Source organism: Streptomyces klenkii, assembly GCF_003626645.1.
Lineage (GTDB): Bacteria > Actinomycetota > Actinomycetes > Streptomycetales > Streptomycetaceae > Streptomyces > Streptomyces klenkii.
The window spans coordinates 156,667-175,375 of record NZ_RBAM01000004.1 but is presented as its reverse complement, the minus strand read 5'-3'; the positions used below and the strand labels follow the sequence as shown (position 1 = coordinate 175,375).

Sequence of the window (18,709 nt, the reverse complement as noted above, 5' to 3'; positions counted from 1 at the left end):
CGACACTTGCACTGTCGGAATTGGAGGACGCGTGGACGGCGCCGACCACGTGGACGGTGAATCCATCAGCCGTCTTCTCCGCGCCTGGCGGGCCCGCGTGGACGCGCGCACCGTCCCCGAGCTGCGCGGCGTCTTCCCCCGCCCCGGACGCCGCCTCTCCCAGGCCCACGTGGCCCGGATGACCGAGGTGAGCGAGGGCTGGTACCGCGCGCTGGAAGCCGGCCGCCGGCAGGACTTCTCCGAGCAATTCCTCCTCCGCGTCGCCCGCGCGCTGCGCCTGAGCGACGCCGAGACGCTCACCCTCTTTCTCGCCGTGAGCGGCCGCCGCCCGCCCGGTGAACTCTCCCGGGAAGCCGGCGCCGGACGCGGCGATCTCCCGCACGGCGTCAAAGCCCTGCTGGAACAGCAGACGTCCTATCCCGCCTATCTCTCCGACGTGGCCTGGAATATCGTCGCGGCGAATTCCCTCATGAGCGAGTGGTTTCCCTGGGTGCTGCGGCCCGGCGCCAATCTGATGCGCTGGGCGCTGCTCGACCCCGAGGCCCGCGAGCAGATGCTCGACTGGGAGAACGCCTGCGCCCGCACGTACCTCGCCATGCTGCGCGTCGCCGCCAACAGCGACCCGGCCAACGCCGAACTGCGCACGCTCGTCCGCGACATCCTCGACGCGGACGCCGACTGCCGGCGCATCTGGGCCGAGGAGCACGACGTGGTCGAGCACCGCGACGGCGACGTGTTCCGGCTGCGCCTGCCGTTCCACGGCGGACGGGAGATACGGGTGACGAGCCATGTGCTGCTGCCCATACAGCGCCCTGACCTGAGGTTCGTCTTCATCACGCCCGTGGACGGCTGGACGGCGCCGTAGCGCGAGACGCTTCCTGTCCGGACCTCGGACTCCCTCTTTCTGCGTATGTATGTTGTATCTAAGCTGTGCGCATGCCAACCGCTCCCCCCGTCGCGATCAAGCAGGTCAAGTCGCTCAAGCAGCCGCCGGCCGCCGAGCGCGTCTACACGCACATCAAGGAAGCCGTCCTGCACCGCCGCTACGAAGGCGGCACGCTGCTCACCGAGGGGGATCTGGCCGAGGCCGTCGGGGTGTCCCGCACCCCCGTGCGCGAAGCCCTGCTCCGGCTGGAGGCCGAAGGGCTGATCAAGCTCTACCCGAAGAAAGGCGCTCTCGTCCTGCCCGTCTCCGCACAGGAGATCGCCGACGTCGTCGAGACCCGGCTGCTCGTCGAGAAGTACGCGGCGGCCAAGGCCGTCCCCGCCTCCCCGCTGCTCATCGCCCGCCTGGAAGAGCTGCTCGACGACATGAGACGCCGGGCCGCCGAAGGCGACCTCGCCGCGGTCTCCGACAGCGACCGCGCCTTCCACGCCGAGATCGTCCGCAGCGCGGGCAACGAGATCCTCTCCCGGCTCTACGACCAGCTGCGCGACCGCCAGCTGCGGATGGGAGTGGCTGTGATGCACGCCCACCCCGACCGCATCGCCAAGAACCACAGCGAGCACACCGAGATCCTCGAAGCGCTGCGCGCCGGCGACGCCGAGGCCGCCGTCGCCGTCATCGACCAGCACGTGAGCTGGGTGCGCAACCTCGCGCAGGGCGAGATCCGATGAACGCGCAGGGCGGGACCCGATGAACGAGTGGGGGGAACACCGATGAGCCAGGGGGCCGCAGCGCTGCCCGGCGACCCACCCGGCGGGCGGCGCGCGGTCGCCGTCTGGGGGCTGGGCGTCGGGGTCTACTTCGTCGCCATCATCTTCCGTACGAGCCTCGGCGTCGCCGGCATCGACGCCGCCGAGCGCTTCCACATCAACGCGTCCGCGCTGTCGACGTTCTCCATACTCCAACTGCTCGTCTACGCCGGCATGCAGATACCCGTCGGCCTGATGATCGACCGGCTGGGCACGAAGAAGGTGCTGGCGCTCGGCGCCGTCCTGTTCACCGCCGGCCAGCTCGCCTTCGCGCTCTCCCACGCGTACGGCACGGCCCTCGCCAGCCGCGCCCTGCTCGGCTGCGGCGACGCGATGACGTTCATCAGCGTGCTGCGGCTCGGCGCCCGCTGGTTCCCCGCCCGCCGCGGACCGATGATCGCGCAGGTCGCGGCGCTCTTCGGGATGGCGGGCAACCTCGTCTCCACGATGGTCCTCGCCCGGCTGCTGCACGGCGCCGGCTGGACCGCCACGTTCGGCGGCAGCGCGGCGGCGGGCGTGCTCGTCCTCCTCCTGACGCTGCTGTTCCTGAAGGACCACCCCGAGGGCCACGAGCCGCCGCCCACCGCGCACGCCGCCGGCGGCAAGGGCTTCGTCCGGCGCCAGGTCGCCCGCGCGTGGCGCGAGCCCGGCACCCGGCTCGGCATGTGGGTGCACTTCACGACGCAGTTCCCAGCGATGGTCTTCCTGCTGCTGTGGGGCATGCCGTTCCTCGTCGAGGCGGAGGGCCTCCCGCAGGAGACCGCGGGCCTCCTGCTGACCGTCGTCGTGCTCTCCAACATGGCCGTCGGGCTCGTCTACGGGCAGATCATCGCCCGCCACCACGCGGCCCGGCTGCCCCTCGCGCTCGGCACGGTCGGCGCGACCGCGCTCCTGTGGGCGGCCGTGGCCGGCTGGCCCGGCGCGCACGCGCCCATGTGGCTGCTGGTCACCGAATGCGTCGTGCTCGGCGCGTGCGGCCCCGCCTCGATGATCGGCTTCGACTTCGCCCGCCCCGCGAACCCGCCCGAGCGCCAGGGCACCGCCTCCGGCATCGTCAACATGGGCGGCTTCATCGCCTCCATCACCACGCTGCTCGCCGTGGGCCTCCTGCTCGACGCCACCGGCGACGACTACCGGCTCGCCTTCTGCTCCGTCTTCGTCCTGGAGGCGCTGGGCCTCTCCCAGATCCTGCGGCTGCGGACGCGGGCGCAGCGGCGGGAGCAGGAGCGGGTGGTGGCCTCCCGGGTGGAGACGGTGCATGTGCCGGCGGTTTCGCCGGGGTCCACGGCCTGATTGCCGGTGCGGGTTGGTTTACGGCCTGATCGCGGGTGCGGGTCGTTCTGCGGGTCGTTCTACGGCGTGATCGCGAACTCGCGGAGCACCGCGTCCGCCAGCTCCGGCTCCCCCTCCACCTTGATCCGCCCCAGCGCCGCCTCCGGCTGCACCCGCCCGCACGCCAGCCGCGCGTACGTCTCCCAGTCCATCCCGAGCGTGACCGTCGGCCCCAGCGACACGCTGCTGTCGATCGACCCCCGCCCCTGCGCGTCGACGCGCACGGTCCGCAGGAACTCCAGCGGGCCGTGCACGTCGAAGACGACCGCCGATCCCGGCGGCGCGCCCGCGTCCTTGGCCACCACCTTCGGCAGCGCCCCGAGCAGGAAGTCCCGGCAGATCGCCGCGGCCGGCGAGTCCAGGTTGCCCGGCATGCCGAGCGCGCGGCGCAGGTCCTGCTCGTGCGTCCACACGTCGAAGGCCCGTACCGTCAAAGCGCGTTCGAGCGGCTGCTCGTTGCCCGAGCCGAGCGGCCAGCGGATCGCCGTCTGCGGGCCGCGGGTCTCGTTGCGCAGCTGGCGCGAGCGGCGGATGATCACGAGCTCCAGCTCCGAGGTCATCTCCAGCGCGGTGTGACAGCGCCGCACGTCCACCTGCACCTCGTTGTACCGGGAGAACTCGTCGGTGACGTGGTAGAGGTCGCGCGGCAGCGAGTGGATCGGCCGTGGCTCACCCATCATCTCCGTCTCCACGCCGATGACGTGCGAGACGACGTCGCGCACCGACCAACCGGGGCACTCGGTGGCCCGGTTCCAGTCGCTCTCTGCGAGCGGTTTCACCAAGTCGTTGATCGCTTCGATGGAGTGGGTCCAGGCGTCGATGGCCGGCTGAAGATTCGGGTGGACGGTCACGTGATCCCTCGGGCGGTGCGGCGGGTGCGTGGGCGTGGGCGTTCCTGATGGTGGTGCGGCGGGCTGGTGCGGCAGGCTGGTGCGGAGTGCGTTGTCGGGTGCGTTAGTTAAGTTACGCTGCGCGCGGGCGACCCGGCAGAGGTTTCGTGTGCTGAGAGTGGTGGGTACTGTGCGTGCTTCCCTGATTCAGATAAACGTCGATCCGGCGGAGCCGGTCGCCGAGCGGCGTGACCGCGCGGCGGCGCTGGTGCGCGAGCAGGCGGGCAGCGATCTGGTTGTCCTGCCTGAGCTGTGGCACGTGGGGGCTTTTGCCTTTGAATCGTTCGCCGTTGAGGCGGAACCGCTGGACGGGCCTACGGCTCGGGTGATGTCTTCTGCCGCGCTTGATGCCGGGGTCTGGTTGCATGCCGGGTCGATCGTTGAGCGGGGCGCCGGGGGCGACCTGTTCAACACCTCTCTGGTGTTCTCGCCCGGCGGCGAACTCGTGCGTACCTATCGGAAGATCCACCGCTTCGGCTTCGACAAGGGCGAGGCCGTGCTGATGGCTGCGGGGACGGAGCCGGTGACGGTGGCGCTGCCGGGTGCCGTGGCGGGCCTCGCTACTTGCTACGACCTCCGGTTCCCCGAGTTGTTCCGTGCCCTTGTTGATGCCGGCGCCCAGATGTTCGTCGTACCGGCCGGCTGGCCCGAGCGGCGCCGCGCGCACTGGTCGCTGCTCGCCCGCGCGCGGGCGGTCGAGAACCAGGCGTACGTGCTGGCCTGCGGCACGGCCGGCACGCACGCGGGGGTGGAGCAGGCCGGGCACAGCGTCGTGGTCGATCCCTGGGGGGACGTGGTCGGGGAGGCGGGGGCGGGCGAGGAAGTGCTCGCCGTCGATCTCGACCTGGCGCGCGTCGCCCGCGTTCGTGACGAGTTTCCCGCGCTCAAGGACCGGGTTCTCGGGGTTCCCGGGATTCCCGTTATTAACGGTTTGTGACAGTTGTGCGCGTTTCCTGGCCTGGGGAATGAGTCCCGCCTCCCGTGTTGTTGGATGCGTGTATGGCTCCTCGCGTACGTGTCCGCGCTCCCGAACTCATCGGCAAGGGCGGCTGGCTCAACACCGGCAATGTCGACCTCTCCCTCGCTGACCTGCGAGGACGCATTGTCATTCTCGACTTCTGGACCTTCTGCTGTGTGAACTGCCTGCACGTTCTCGACGAGCTGCGCGAGCTGGAGGAGAAGCACCGCGACACCGTGGTGATCATCGGTGTCCACTCGCCGAAGTTCGCCCACGAAGCCGAGCATCAGGCCGTCGTCGACGCCGTCGAGCGGTACGGCGTCGAGCACCCCGTCCTCGACGACCCCGAGCTCGCCACGTGGAAGCAGTACGCCGTGCGCGCCTGGCCCACGCTCGTCGTCATCGACCCCGAGGGGTACGTCGTCGCCCAGCACGCGGGTGAGGGGCACGCCCATGCCCTGGAGGCCCTCGTCGCCGAGCTGGAGGCCGAGCACGGCGCGAAGGGGACGCTGCGGCGGGGGGACGGGCCGTACGTCGCTCCTGAGCCCGTGGCCACGGATCTGAGGTTCCCCGGGAAGGCTCTTTTGCTGCCCGGTGGCGGGTTCCTCGTCTCCGACTCCACCCGGCACCAGCTCGTGGAGCTCGCCGCGGACGGGGAGACCGTCGTGCGGCGGATCGGCAGTGGTGAGCGGGGGTTCGCGGCGGGGTCTTTCAGCGAGGGGTCTTTCAGCGAGCCGCAGGGGCTTGCTCTGCTGCCGGACGGGCTGGTCGTCGTCGCCGACACCGTCAATCACGCGCTGCGGACTTACGACCCCGAGACCGGTGCCGTGGTCACGATTGCCGGTACCGGACGGCAGTGGATGCAGGGGCAGCCCACGTCCGGGGCCGCGCTTGAGGTCTCGCTGTCATCGCCCTGGGACGTCGCCTGGTTCGGCGGGCGGCTGTGGATCGCCATGGCCGGCGTCCACCAGCTGTGGACGTACGACCCGGAGACCGGGACGGTCGAAGCCGCCGCCGGTACGACCAACGAAGGCATCGTCGACGGGCCGGCGCGAGAGGCTTGGTTCTCCCAGCCTTCCGGGCTTGCTGTTTCGGCCGACGGCTCGCGGCTGTGGGTCGCCGACTCCGAAGCGTCGGCCCTGCGGTGGGTCGACCTGGACGGGTACGTGCACACCGCCGTGGGCACGGGGCTGTTCGACTTCGGGCACCGGGACGGGGACGCCGCGCAGGCGCTCCTCCAGCATCCTCTCGGGGTCACCGCTCTGCCGGACGGGTCCGTCGCCATTGCCGACACGTACAACCACGCGTTGCGGCGGTACGACCCTGCTAGTGGTGAGGTGACGACCCTCGCTACGGATCTTCGGGAGCCGTCCGACGCGGTCCTCGTCGGGGACGATGTTGTTGTTGTCGAGTCCGCTCGGCACCGGCTGACGCGGCTGCGGCTGCCCGAGTCGGCGGTACGGGTCGAGGCCGTGGCGCACCGTACGCAGCGGGCGGCTACGGAGGTGGCGCCCGGGCGGCTGCGGGTGGACGTCGTCTTCTCGGCGCCGGCCGGGCAGAAGCTGGACACGCGGTACGGGCCGTCCACGCGGCTGATCATCAGCTCCACACCGCCGGAGCTCCTGGCGGAGGGCGCGGGGACGGGCACGGACCTGGGGCGCGACGTGGTGCTGGCGGAAGGTGTGACGGAGGGGACGCTGCACGTCTCGGCGATGGCGGCTTCGTGCGACGACGATCCGGCTAACGAGTACCCGGCGTGTCATATGCATCAGAACGACTGGGGGGTGCCGGTGCGGGTTGTGGCCGGTGGTGCTGGTCGGTTGCCGCTCGTGCTTGCGGGGCTGGACGGCTGACCGTCGTTGCGGGGCGGCGCGGGGTGCGGAGGCCGGGCCGGGGCCTCCGGGGCAGGGTCCCTGGACCGTATATTTACGGCGCCCCTCGCCCCTGCGCTTTCCTGCCCCGCACTTGGCGCCACAAATACACGTCAGCGTCCAGGGACCCTGCCCCTGCGCCCCCGGCCCTCCTGCGCGTTTCCGCCTGCGGGTCCGCGTCGTTTGCCCTTCAGCGGATGAATTCACCCCTCAGCGGATGAACCGGTGGTCCTCTTCTACTACCGGCGCTGCCGGCGGCGGGGGCTGGGTCCGGCGGCGTTTGTAGATGCTCACGTACGCGGTCGTGCCGATGATGCCCACCGCCATCAGGATCAGGCCCACCAGCGGGACGTTCATGCCGTCCACGCGCCAGTCCACCGCAAAGGTGAGGATCGCGCCGATCGCGATCAGTCCGATGCACCATCCCATGCCCATGGCTGAAGCCTCCGTATCCGATTGGCTGTTCCGGTGCCGGCACGCATCGCGTACCCCGGACCGGAACCGCCAATCGGAGGGAACCCGTCAGCCCTTGAGTGCCGCGCCCTCATCGGGCAGCCAGTACGTGGCGCGTGCCTGGTCGTCGACGTGGAGGGTGTTGCCGGGGAGGGCGGGTGTCGCCGGCGTGCGTTGCATGGGGTCGCCGGTGGGGGTCTGGAACGTCACGGAGATCTTCTTCGCGTCCCGGCCCGGTCCGCCCGAGCCGTCCGCCGCGGTCGGTGTGATCGCCGCGTAGGCCGACTTGCCCGGCGCCACCTTCGTCGGTTCCTTGGGCTTCGATTCCTCGCCCACGCCCGTCGTCGCCTGGTCCTGGTCGAAGCGCACGTACGGGAACCCGTAGGCCGTGCACGGCTGCCTGGCGGTGTTCGTCGCCACCAGCAGGAGCTTGCCCGCCTGGGACCTGGCCTCGACCTTCATGTCGGACGGGGCGCAGGCGTCGCCCTTGGCCTGGGGTTTGTTGTCCTCCGGCTCCTCGTTCGGGTCCGTCGCTTCGGTGGAGGGGGATGCGGTCTGCTTTGGCTTTTCCGTGTCGCTTCCGCATGCCGTCAGTGCGAAGGCTGCTGTCAGCGCCAACGCCGCCGCGATGTGGTGGTGCTTCAACGCTCAGCCTTCCAGGAACGCCGTCAGCGCCGACGCCAGCAGGTGCGGGTCGTCCGCCCCGCACAGCTCCCGCGCCGAGTGCATCGACAGGCACGCCACGCCGATGTCCACCGTCGCGATGCCGTGCCGCGCCGCCGTGATCGGGCCGATCGTCGTGCCGCAGGGCATGGCGTTGTTGGACACGAAGTGCTGCCACGGCACGCCCGCGCGCTCACATGCCGCCGCGAACACCGCCCGGCCGCTGCCGTCCGTCGCGTAGCGCTGGTTGACGTTCACCTTGAGGATCGGGCCGCCGTTCGGCACGGGGTGGTGGCCCGGCTCGTGGCGCTCCGCGTAGTTGGGGTGGACCGCGTGGCCCGTGTCCGAGGACAGGCAGATCGTGCCGGCGAAGGCGCGGGCCTTGTCCTCGTACGTGCCGCCGCGGGCGAAGACGGATCGTTCCAGCACGTTGCCCAGGAGGGGGCCCTCCGCGCCCGTGTCGGACTGGCTGCCGTTCTCCTCGTGGTCGAACGCCGCCAGCACCGGGATGGACGGCAGGCCCTCGGAGGCCACCGCCGCCGTCAGGGCCGCCGTGCCCGCGTGGACGGACAGGAGGTTGTCCATGCGGGGGCCCGCCAGGAGTTCCTGGTCGCGGCCCAGGTAGGCCGGGGGTTCTACGCTGTGGACCATCAGGTCCCAGCCCGTGATCTCCTCGGCCGGGACGCTGATTTCCTGCGCCACGAACCTGATCAGGTCGCCCTCTCGCGGTTCGCCCAGGCCCCAGATCGGCGTCATGTGCTTCTGCTTGTCCAGCTTGAGGCCGTCCTGGTTCACCCCGCGGTCCAGGTGGATGGCCAGCTGCGGCACCCGCAGCAGCGGGCGGTCCACGTTCACCAGGCGGTGGCTGCCGTCCCGCAGGGTGACCCGGCCGGACAGGCCCAGGTCGCGGTCCAGCCACGTGTTCAGCAGGGTGCCGCCGTAGAGCTCCACGGCCACCTGGCGCCAGCCCGCGGAGCCGGTGTCCGGCAGGGGCTTCACGCGCAGGTTGGGGGAGTCGGTGTGCGCACCGACGATCCGGAAGGGGCTGGCGGGCGTCGCGCCCTCCGGCACGTACCAGGCGATGATCGCGCCGCCGCGCGTCACGTACTTGCCGCCGGTCGTGGCGTCCCACGCGTCGGTCTCCGCGACCTGGCGGAAGCCCGCCTTCTCCAGCCGCTCGGCGGTGTTGGCCACCGCGTGGTAGGGGGAGGGGCTGGCGGCGAGGAACGTCATCAGGTCGTCGGTGTGGCCGCGGTCGAAGCGGTGCGCAGAGCTCATGGCCTCAGGATAAGGATCAGGGCAAGAGCCGGGCGGTGGTTTCCGCCCGGGCTCTTGCCCCATTTGTCACTTGAGCCTCAACAGCCTTAGAAGGCGGCCTCGTCCAGCTCCATGAGGGAGTTGTCGACGGCCTCGGCGAGCGCGCGCTCGACGGAGACGGCCGGCAGGACCGTGGAGGCGAAGAACTTCGCCGCCGCGATCTTGCCCGTGTAGAACGCCTTGTCCTTGGCCGCGGCGCCCTCCAGCTTCTCGGCGGCCACGGCCGCGCCCTTGAGGAGCAGGTAGGAGATGACGACGTCGCCGGAGGCGAGCAGCAGGCGGGTCGTGTTCAGGCCGACCTTGTAGATGTTCTTGACATCCTCGCCGGTCGCGGTGAGGTCGGTGATCATCTTGCCGACGATCGCCTCCAGGTCCACCGCGGCCTTGGCCAGCGCGCCGCGCGCGGCGGACAGGTCCTCGCCGCCGGCCTCGGAGGCCAGGAACTTCTTGATCTCCTCGGACAGGGTGTTCAGGGCCTGGCCCTGGTCGCGGACGATCTTCCGGAAGAAGAAGTCCTGGCCCTGGATCGCCGTGGTGCCCTCGTAGAGGGTGTCGATCTTCGAGTCCCGGATGTACTGCTCGATCGGGTACTCCTGGAGGTACCCGGAGCCGCCGAAGGTCTGGAGGGACTGGGCGAGCTGCTCGTAGGACTTCTCGGAGCCGTAGCCCTTGACGATCGGCAGGAGCAGGTCGTTGAGGCCGTGCAGCGCCTTGGCGTCCTCGCCCGCGGCCTCCTTGACCATGATCTCGTCCTGGACGGAGGCGGTGTAGAGGACCAGGGCGCGCATGCCCTCGGCGTACGCCTTCTGCGTCATCAGCGAGCGGCGCACGTCGGGGTGGTGCGTGATGGTGACCTTGGGCGCGGTCTTGTCCATGAAGTTGGCCAGGTCCGGGCCCTGCACACGCTCCTTGGCGTACTCCAGCGCGTTGAGGTAGCCGGTGGAGAGGGTGGCGATGGCCTTCGTGCCGACCATCATCCGGGCGAACTCGATGATCATGAACATCTGGCGGATGCCGTCGTGCTTCTCGCCGATGAGCCAGCCCTTGGCGGGGTGCTTGTCGCCGAAGGTCATCTCGCACGTGTTGGAGGCCTTGAGGCCCATCTTGTGCTCGACGTTGGTCGCGTAGACGCCGTTGCGCTCGCCCAGCTCGCCGGTCTCGAAGTCGAACTCGTACTTCGGGACGAGGAAGAGGGAGAGGCCCTTGGTGCCGGGGCCGGCGCCCTCGGGGCGGGCGAGGACGTAGTGGAGGATGTTCTCGGCCATGTCGTGCTCACCCGAGGTGATGAAGCGCTTCACGCCCTCGATGTGCCAGGAGCCGTCCTCCTGCTGGACGGCCTTGGTGCGGCCGGCGCCCACGTCCGAGCCGGCGTCCGGCTCGGTCAGCACCATGGTGGAGCCCCACTGCTTCTCCACCGCGATCTTCGCGATGTGCTTCTGCTGCTCGGTGCCCTCGTCGAAGAGGATGCCGGCGAAGGCCGGGCCCGAGGAGTACATCCAGATGGCCGGGTTGGCGCCCAGGATCGACTCGGCGTAGGCCCAGATCAGGGAGCGCGGCGCGGTGGTGCCGCCGATCTCCTCCGGGATGCCGAGGCGCCACCACTCGGCGTCCATGTACGCCTGGTAGCTCTTCTTGAAGGTGTCCGGAACCGGGGCGGTGTTGGTGTCCGGGTCGAAGACCGGGGGGTTGCGGTCCGTGTCGGCGAAGGAATCGGCCAGCTCGTTCTCCGAGAGGCGCGTGATCTCCGACAGGATGTCCTTGGCGGTCTCGACGTCCATCTCCGCGAACGGGCCGGTGCCGTACAGCTTGTCGCGGCCGAGGACCTCGAAGAGGTTGAACTCGATGTCGCGGAGATTCGACTTGTAGTGGCCCATGACAACGGCTCCGTAGGACTGGGAGGATGAACCCTCAAATACGTACCGGGCAGTAATCTGCATGATGCTACCCACCGGTAATAAGACGCAACCCCTGTTCGGCCTACTGTGACCCTTTACGCTTTGGCGCATGTACGGCTACGACCAGAACGCGGGCACGCAGGGTTACGCGCCGCCGCCACCGCCGCCTCAGCAGCACGGCGGTCCCGGTGTCTACGGCGAACAGCCGCTCTATCCGGAGCCGTCTCCTCCATCGCTTGCGGACGCGGTGCGGGCCTTCACCACGGGCTCGATGTCCGCGGAGGACTTTCAGACGGTCTTCTCCACGTCGAAGGTCTACTGCCCCCGCGGCGACAACCCCGGCTTCCTCGCGCTGCACAACACCCAGCAGCCGGTGATCCCCATGTTCACGTCGCTGAAGGAGCTGCGGCGGTACGCGGGGAAGGAGTCGAAGTACTTCGTCATCACGGGCGCGGAGGTGATCGACCTCCTGCCGACGGGCTACGGCTTCGTGCTCGACATCGAGGGGGACCACCGGATGGTGTTCGACGCCAAGGCGGTCGAGCAGATGGTGGACTTCACTATGCGGAGGCTTTACGGCTGAGGGTCGTTACGGCCGAGGGCCGTTTTACGCCGCCGCCGTCGTCGCGCGGCGGTAGAGCGTCTCGGTCTCCTCGCCGAAGTACGAGCTGTACGACGTCTGCTCGTCGCCGCCCTCGTCATGGCCGCCCACGACCCCGATGACCGTGCCCAGGCCGGTCGCGGGGTCGACGTCCGTCAGGAAGGGGCCGCCGCTCGTGCCGTTGGGCAGGTCCGCGCAGTCGAACCGGAGCTGGGTGGGGCTGAAGGACTGCGCGGCGTTCTGGCAGGAGACCGGGCGCTCCTCGGTCACCGGGTAGCCCGTCACCCGCGCCTGCCGCCCGGTCTGCGGGCGGAAGCGGATCCGCTCCGCGCCGGTGACCTGCTCTATCGCCCTCGTGTCCGCGCCCGGCCGGCGCACCCGCAGGAACGCCACGTCGTGGTCCGGGTCGCGGTCGGCCGCCCACTCCGGGTCGATGTCTATCGACGCCGGCACCCACACCCCGTACGGGGCGACGCCGTCGCGGTAACCGGGGACGAATGCGATGTCCGTGCGGAAGCCGTCCTGGTACACGCAGTGCGCCGCGGTGACGATCAGATCGCCCTTCGGGCTGTGCACGACGCTCGCGCTGCAACCGTGCCCCGGCGTGCCCTGGCCCGTGTAGAACAGCGGCCCGACGGCCGGTGAGGGCGCGGACGCGGCGGCGCGCAGCGGGTCGGAGGTGGGGAGGGGGTCCGTTTTGCTGTCGGCCGCGGGCTTGAGGGGCGCCGTGCCGTTCTCGCTGCGGACGGCGTCGCGCATCGCGTCCGCCGTCTCGTCGCCCTGCGCCGCCGGCTGGGCGTAGTGCCCCGAGGCGTCGCCGTCGGCCACGGGGGAGTCCGTCGCCAGGCCCCGGTTCGCCACGATCAGCCCGGCCGCGGCCAGCGCCAGGACGGCGGCGACGAGGGCTGTGAGGGCGGCCGGGCGCGGCCCGCCGGCGTTCTGGCGCATTGATCCAGTGTCCATGATCCGGTGCTCCTGCCGGGCGGGCGGTCCCGCCCGGGGAATGCGCGGCCCTTGCGGGTTGTTAACCCTTCAACTAAATTAGGCGTTGAACGAACCGAGGAGGTCGTCATGCCAGCAGTGACCGTCGAGAACCCGCTGACCCTGCCGCGCGTCACCGCACCGGCGGGCGCCCCGCAGCGGCCGGTGCTGTACGTCGGCACGGCACCGTCGGGGTTCGAGGGCGAGGGATTCCCCGTGCGCAGGGCCTTCGCGGGGATCAATTACAAGTACCTGGACCCGTTCATCATGATGGACCAGATGGGCGAGGTGGACTACGCGGCCGGCGAGCCGAAGGGCACGCCCTGGCACCCGCACCGCGGGTTCGAGACGGTCACGTACATCATCGACGGCACGTTCGTGCACCGCGACTCGCACGGCGGCGGTGGCGTCATCACCGACGGCGACACGCAGTGGATGACGGCCGGCTCCGGCCTGCTGCACATCGAGACGCCGCCGGAGGAGCTCGTCATGAGCGGCGGCCTCTTCCACGGCCTCCAGCTGTGGGTGAACCTGCCGGCCGAGGACAAGATGATCGCGCCGAAGTACCAGGACATCCGCGGCGGCAGCGTGAAGCTGCTGGCGTCGGAGGACGGCGGCGCGCTGCTGCGGGTCATCGCGGGCGACGTCGCGGGCCACGCGGGCCCCGGTGCGACGCACACCCCGATCACGATGATCCACGCCTCCGTGACGCCCGGGGCGGAGGTCACGCTGCCGTGGCGCTCCGACTTCAACGCCCTCGCGTACGGGCTCGCCGGGTACGGCGCGGCCGGCACGGAGGGGCGTCCCTTCGGGGCGGGGCAGACGGTCGTCTTCGGCGACGGCGACTCCGTGACGATCCGCGCCGCGGAGAAGCAGGACTCGCGGAGCGAGCGGTTCGAGGTCGTCCTGCTGGGCGGCCGCCCGATCCGCGAGCCGATGCAGCACTACGGCCCGTTCGTCATGAACACCCACGCCGAACTGGCCCAGGCCTTCGACGACTACCAGGCGGGACGGCTGGGAGTCATCCCGACGTGACCCCTGCGGGGGGCGAGCCCGGGTTTCCGGCGGTGCCGTACGCACCGGTCGCCCGCCCGGGCTCATGGGTGCCGCGCACCCATGAATCCGCCGCGGCGGCGCTCAGCCCCCGCGGCGGATTTCGGCGGTGCCGTACGCGCCTCAGGCCGGTTCGGCACCGCCGGACACCTCGTCGGTGGTTGCTCGCCATCGCGGCGGGAGTGGGTTGCCGGCCCGGCAAGAGTGGGGCCCTGCCCGGGCTCAGTCGTCGGCCTCCGCCGCATCCTTCTCGTACAGCTCGAACCAGATGTTCTTGCCTTCTCCCCGCGGGTCCACTCCCCACGCCCCCGCGAGGATTTCCATCAGCACCAGGCCGCGGCCTGAAGAGGCCATTTCTCCCGGGTGCCGCCGGTGAGGCAGTTCGTCGCTGCTGTCCGAGACGTCGACGCGGACGCACCGTTCTCCCCGCTCGCCGCTGATGCGGGCGATGAGCACCGCGTCCCCGTCCGTGTGGACGAGGACGTTGGTGACCATCTCGGAGACCATCAGGACGGCGGAGTCGACCTGGTCCCCGTCGGGCCAGTCGTGCATCAGATAGCGCACTTGCTGCCGCGCCTCGGCGATCCGCTCCGGCTCGGCCTGGGCGATGCTGAGGACCGTGCGCCGCACCGGCCCCGGCACGGTCGTGGGCTCGGCGCCCGCCGCGCCGTCGCGGCGGGCGAGGAGCAGGACGGCGATGTCGTCCTCGCGCCGGTCCAGCAGCGGCCCGGTCGTGTAGTGGGAGGACGGCCCGTGGACGGCCTTGACGAGCGCGTCGGCGAGCGCCTCCAGGTCGCCGTCGGACCCGCCGACCCCCGTCAGGTCCAGCGGCGTGCCCTCGACCACCTCGCGCAGCCGGTTCCAGCCGCTGTCCAGGTCGTGCCCGCCCGTCTCGATCAGCCCGTCCGTGCAGACGAGCATCGTCTCGCCGGGTTCGAGGACGAGCCGCGTGGTGGGGTAGTCCGTGTCGGGGTCGATGCCGAGCGGCAGCCCGCCCGCCGTGTTGCGGACGAGCATCGTGCCGTCGCTCAGCCGGATCGCCGGGTTCGGGTGGCCGGCCCGGGCGATGACGAGCCGCCCGTTCGCCGGGTCGACCTCGATGTACAGGCACGTCGCGAAGCGCGGTTCGCCCTCCTCGCCCTCGGTCTCGGAGGCGTTGATCCCGGCGAGGAAGTGGGAGGCGCGGGAGAGGACGGCGTCGGGGTGGTGCCCCTCGGCGGCGTACGCGCGCAGGGCGATCCGCAGCTGGCCCATGAGCCCCGCGGCCCGCACGTCGTGGCCCTGCACGTCGCCGATGACGAGCGCGATCCTGCCGAGGGGCAGCGGGATCATGTCGTACCAGTCGCCGCCGACCTCCAGTCCGCCGCCGGTCGGCACGTACCGCGCGGCGACGGCCATGCCGGGGATGTCCTGTTGCAGCGTCGGCATCATGGAGCGCTGCAAGCCGACGGTCAGCTCCCGCTCGGACTCGTGCACGCTGGCCCGGCCCAGCGCCTGGGCGAGCATGCGGGCCACCGTCGTGAGCACGGACCGCTCGTCGGGTGTGAACGACACCGGCACGCCGAAGCCGGCCATCCACGCCCCGATGACCTGCCCCGCGTTGATCAGCGGCAGGAACGCCCACGACTGCCGCCCGAAGTGCGCGACGTCCTGCCAGGCGACGGGGAATCGGCGCTGGTACTCCTCGGGCGACGGCAGGTAGACGGCCCGGCCCGTGCGGATGACCTCGGCCGCCGGGTAGGCCGCTTCCATGGGCAGGTCGAGGAACGGGTCCGCGCTTCCCGGCGTGTACCCGTGGTGCCCGATCACCCGCACCCGGCCGCCCTCGGAGCTGAAGACCGCGAGCCCCGACGGCTCGAAGCCGGGCATCGACAGCCCCGCCGCCACCCGCAGCACCTCGGCCGTCGAGCGGGCCTCCGCGAGCGCCCGCCCCGCATCCAGCAGAAACGCTTCTCTGTTGCGCCGCCAGTCGCCCGTGACCATTGGCTTACGGGCCGCGGTCGTGCCCGGCTGCGGCTCCGGCACCTCCTGCACCGTGCCGACGAGCACGAAGTCCACCCGGCCCCCGGCCGCGGCCCGCAGCTGCGGCCGCATCCGGCTGCGCACCGTCCGCAGCACCCGGCCCTTGTCGTCGACCACCCGCAGCCGCGCCTCGGTGAGCGTGCCCTCGGCCACGGCCAGGCTGATCACGCCCGAGACCTCCACCCAGTCCACGGCGTGGAAGCGCGCCCTCGTGGCGGACTCGGTCAGCTCCGTACGGGTGGCGGGGAGGCCCAGCAGCCGGGCGGCCTCGGCGTCGAAGGTGGCGATGCGCGTGGCGTTGTCCCAGTGCCACAGGCCGGTCGCGGTGGCGGCCAGTACGTCCTCGGTGCGCATTGCCCTACTTTATGCAGGTCCGCGCGGCGGGTACCACCGAAGGTACGGTGGGCGGATCTTCACAAGCGCGCAGTACGCTTGCTCCCGTGTTGTATGCACGCTAGCCCTGTGTCGCACGCACGAGCCCTGTGCTTGCCGGCACGCTAGCCCACGCCCTCGATCACGACTTGGATGAACGATGCATCGGTACCGGTCCCACACCTGCGGCGAGCTCCGTGCGGCTGACGTCGACACCGACGTGCGACTGAGCGGCTGGCTGCACAATCGGCGTGACCTGGGCGGCATCCTCTTCATCGACCTCCGCGACCACCACGGCCTGGTGCAGCTCGTGGCCCGTCCCGGCACCCCCGCCAACGAGGCCCTGAGCCACCTCACCAAGGAGACCGTCGTCCGCATCGACGGCAAGGTCGTCAGCCGTGGTGCCGACAACATCAACCCCGAGCTCCCCACCGGCGAGATCGAGGTCGAGGTCAACGCCGTCGAGGTGCTGGGCGCCGCCGAGCCGCTGCCCTTCACCATCAACACCGAGGACGGGGTGAACGAGGAGCGCCGCCTGGAGTACCGCTTCCTCGACCTGCGCCGCGAGCGCATGCACAGCAACATCATGCTGCGCTCCGCTGTCATCGCCTCCATGCGCGAGAAGATGACGAACCTCGGCTTCAACGAGATGGCCACCCCGATCCTGTCCGCCACCTCCCCCGAGGGCGCGCGCGACTTCCTGGTGCCGTCCCGTCTGCACGCCGGCAAGTTCTACGCCCTGCCGCAGGCGCCGCAGCAGTTCAAGCAGCTGCTGATGATCGCGGGCTTCGACCGCTACTTCCAGATCGCGCCCTGCTTCCGCGACGAGGACGCCCGCGCCGACCGCTCGCCGGGCGAGTTCTACCAGCTCGACGTGGAGATGTCCTTCGTCGAGCAGGAGGACGTCTTCCAGGTCATCGAGAAGGTCATGACCGACCTCTTCGAGGAGTTCGGCAACGGCCGCCACGTCACCTCGCCGTTCCTGCGGATCCCCTTCCGCGAGGCCATGCTCAAGTACGGCTCCGACAAGCCGGACCTGCGCGCCGAGCTGGAGCTCACCGACGTCTCCGACGTCTTCGAGGGCTCGGAGTTCAAGGCCTTCGCCGGCAAGCACGTCCGCGCGCTGGCCGTCCCGGCCACCGGTGACCAGCCGCGCAAGTTCTTCGACGGCCTCGGCGACTACGCCGTCGAGCAGGGCGCGAAGGGCCTGGCCTGGGTCCGCGTCGGCGAGGAGAACGCGCTGACCGGCCCGATCGCCAAGTTCCTCACCGAGGAGAACGTCAAGGCGCTCGTGGAGCGTCTGGGCCTGGAGCCCGGCCACGCGATCTTCTTCGGCGCGGGCGAGTTCGACGAGGTCTCCAAGATCATGGGCGCCGTGCGCGTCGAGGCCGCCAAGCGCGCCGGCCAGTTCGTGGAGGACGTCTTCCGCTTCTGCTGGATCGTCGACTTCCCGATGTTCGAGAAGAACGAGGACACCGGCCGGATCGAGTTCTCGCACAACCCGTTCTCCATGCCGCAGGGCGGCCTGGAGGCGCTGAACACGATGGACCCGCTGGACATCCTGGCCTGGCAGTACGACATCGTCTGCAACGGCATCGAGCTGTCCTCCGGCGCCATCCGTAACCACGAGCCCGAGGTCATGTACCGCGCGTTCGAGATCGCGGGCTACTCCAACGAGGACGTGGAGCGCGAGTTCGGCGGCATGCTGCGCGCCTTCAAGTTCGGCGCCCCGCCGCACGGCGGCATCGCCCCGGGCGTCGACCGCATCGTGATGCTGCTGGCCGACGAGCCGAACATCCGCGAGACGATCGCCTTCCCGCTCAACGGCAACGCCCAGGACCTGCTGATGGGCGCCCCGAGCGAGGTCGACGAGTCCCGCCTGAAGGAGCTCCACCTGTCGATCCGCAAGCCGGTCGTCAAGTAGTACGCACCTGTACGTGCTGAGCCCCCGCGCCGTTTTCGGCGCGGGGGCTCACGCGTGCTGTCAGGGCTGCCGTGCTGTCAGGGCTGCCGGCGCCCGGTGCCCGGTCCCGTGCGCGGGGTGGCGTCGCCGCCGACGTTGCGGATCATGCGCTGGAGGACGGTGAGCGCGGCCGCGTACTCCTCGTCCGAGACGCCCTCGTGCATCTCCGCGCGCACCCGCGTGACCAGAGCCTTGATCCTGGCCTTGGCCTCCCGCCCGGCGTCGGTGAGGGTCAGCCGGCCGGCTCCGTCGGCCACGAGCCAGCCGCGGTGGAGGAGGCTGTCGACGGCGTGGTCCATCGTTCCGGCGCTCTCGTCGTTGCGGAACGCGTCCAGCCGGGCGGAGACCTCTGCGCGCGTGAGGCCGTTCTCCGCGGCGTCGACGTGGTTGAGCGTCCACCACTGCGGCTGGTTGACGTCCTCGCGGGCCATCGAGCCGCGGATGTGGGCGAGCAGCGCCTGCGAGGCGGCCCAGGTCCAGTAGCCGACGGGCTGGGCCGCCAGGGCGGCGGAGTCGAGCGGGGCGTCTGTGGGAGGGGCGGGGGCGATGCTTGCGCGTTCCGTCGTCATGCCGAAGACGCTAAAAGATCAAGCTGACTTGAGGTCAAGATCGGCCGGGACCCGGGACCCGGGTTCCGGGGGCG

At 70.6% G+C, this 18,709-nt stretch carries 16 protein-coding genes; 8 read left to right on the top strand and 8 right to left on the bottom strand.

The features are described from left to right. Positions 1–31: 31 nt before the first annotated feature. The 3 genes from D7231_RS10850 to D7231_RS10840 all read left to right on the top strand — a co-directional run bounded on the left by D7231_RS10850 (position 32) and on the right by D7231_RS10840 (position 2,988). Positions 32–865: a helix-turn-helix transcriptional regulator gene (locus D7231_RS10850; RefSeq protein ID WP_158673735.1), complete on the top strand. Its 834-nt coding sequence runs from the start codon at positions 32–34 to the stop codon at positions 863–865. A gap of 71 nt (positions 866–936) precedes the next feature. Further along, positions 937–1,617, top strand: a complete 681-nt coding sequence (locus D7231_RS10845) for a GntR family transcriptional regulator (RefSeq protein WP_120755565.1) — start codon at positions 937–939, stop codon at positions 1,615–1,617. Positions 1,618–1,659: 42 nt separating this feature from the next. Beyond that, on the top strand, positions 1,660–2,988 hold the full coding sequence (locus tag D7231_RS10840) for an MFS transporter (RefSeq protein WP_120754857.1): 1,329 nt from the start codon (positions 1,660–1,662) through the stop codon (positions 2,986–2,988). Between the two features lie 59 nt (positions 2,989–3,047). On the opposite strand, the gene D7231_RS10835 is transcribed toward D7231_RS10840, so the two are convergent. Further along, a complete protein-coding gene (locus D7231_RS10835) occupies positions 3,048–3,878 on the bottom strand; it encodes a maleylpyruvate isomerase family mycothiol-dependent enzyme (RefSeq protein WP_120754855.1) in 831 nt (276 codons plus the stop codon). A gap of 169 nt (positions 3,879–4,047) precedes the next feature. Here D7231_RS10835 and D7231_RS10830 point away from each other — a divergent pair, with 169 nt between their 5' ends. Next, on the top strand, positions 4,048–4,854 hold the full coding sequence (locus D7231_RS10830; protein WP_120754853.1) for a carbon-nitrogen family hydrolase: 807 nt from the start codon (positions 4,048–4,050) through the stop codon (positions 4,852–4,854). Between the two features lie 62 nt (positions 4,855–4,916). Continuing rightward, a complete protein-coding gene (locus D7231_RS10825) occupies positions 4,917–6,728 on the top strand; it encodes an NHL domain-containing thioredoxin family protein (RefSeq protein ID WP_120755564.1) in 1,812 nt (603 codons plus the stop codon). A 228-nt stretch (positions 6,729–6,956) separates the two neighbouring features. On the opposite strand, the gene D7231_RS10820 is transcribed toward D7231_RS10825, so the two are convergent. The 4 genes from D7231_RS10820 to D7231_RS10805 all read right to left on the bottom strand — a co-directional run bounded on the left by D7231_RS10820 (position 6,957) and on the right by D7231_RS10805 (position 11,053). Beyond that, positions 6,957–7,181 carry a DUF6458 family protein gene (locus D7231_RS10820; protein ID WP_120754851.1) on the bottom strand — a complete coding sequence of 75 codons (225 nt, stop codon included), beginning with the start codon at positions 7,179–7,181 and terminating at the stop codon, positions 6,957–6,959. Between the two features lie 87 nt (positions 7,182–7,268). Next, positions 7,269–7,844: a DUF4232 domain-containing protein gene (locus D7231_RS10815; RefSeq protein ID WP_120754849.1), complete on the bottom strand. Its 576-nt coding sequence runs from the start codon at positions 7,842–7,844 to the stop codon at positions 7,269–7,271. Between the two features lie 3 nt (positions 7,845–7,847). Beyond that, positions 7,848–9,140, bottom strand: a complete 1,293-nt coding sequence (locus D7231_RS10810; RefSeq protein WP_120754848.1) for a M18 family aminopeptidase — start codon at positions 9,138–9,140, stop codon at positions 7,848–7,850. Between the two features lie 86 nt (positions 9,141–9,226). After that, positions 9,227–11,053 (bottom strand): acyl-CoA dehydrogenase, encoded by a 1,827-nt coding sequence (locus tag D7231_RS10805; RefSeq protein ID WP_120754846.1) that lies wholly within the window; start codon positions 11,051–11,053, stop codon positions 9,227–9,229. A gap of 130 nt (positions 11,054–11,183) precedes the next feature. On the opposite strand from D7231_RS10805, the gene D7231_RS10800 reads away from it, so the two are divergent. After that, positions 11,184–11,657, top strand: a complete 474-nt coding sequence (locus tag D7231_RS10800; protein WP_106675595.1) for an SseB family protein — start codon at positions 11,184–11,186, stop codon at positions 11,655–11,657. A gap of 24 nt (positions 11,658–11,681) precedes the next feature. Here D7231_RS10800 and D7231_RS10795 read toward each other — a convergent pair whose 3' ends face one another. Beyond that, on the bottom strand, positions 11,682–12,638 hold the full coding sequence (locus D7231_RS10795) for a trypsin-like serine peptidase (RefSeq protein ID WP_228775338.1): 957 nt from the start codon (positions 12,636–12,638) through the stop codon (positions 11,682–11,684). Positions 12,639–12,746: 108 nt separating this feature from the next. Between D7231_RS10795 and D7231_RS10790 the strand changes: the two genes are divergently transcribed. Next, the gene (locus D7231_RS10790; protein ID WP_120754842.1) at positions 12,747–13,691 is read left to right on the top strand and encodes a pirin family protein; all 945 of its coding nucleotides are present in this window, start codon (positions 12,747–12,749) and stop codon (positions 13,689–13,691) included. Between the two features lie 240 nt (positions 13,692–13,931). Here the strand turns inward: D7231_RS10790 and D7231_RS10785 are convergent, their stop codons facing one another. Continuing rightward, positions 13,932–16,085 (bottom strand): ATP-binding SpoIIE family protein phosphatase, encoded by a 2,154-nt coding sequence (locus tag D7231_RS10785; RefSeq protein WP_120754840.1) that lies wholly within the window; start codon positions 16,083–16,085, stop codon positions 13,932–13,934. 178 nt (positions 16,086–16,263) lie between these two features. Between D7231_RS10785 and aspS the strand changes: the two genes are divergently transcribed. Next, a complete protein-coding gene (aspS, locus tag D7231_RS10780; protein WP_120754838.1) occupies positions 16,264–18,027 on the top strand; it encodes an aspartate--tRNA ligase in 1,764 nt (587 codons plus the stop codon). 77 nt (positions 18,028–18,104) lie between these two features. Here the strand turns inward: aspS and D7231_RS10775 are convergent, their stop codons facing one another. Next, positions 18,105–18,635, bottom strand: coding sequence for a MarR family winged helix-turn-helix transcriptional regulator (locus D7231_RS10775; protein WP_199739340.1), 531 nt, complete (start codon positions 18,633–18,635; stop codon positions 18,105–18,107). Between the last annotated feature and the right edge of the window lie 74 nt (positions 18,636–18,709).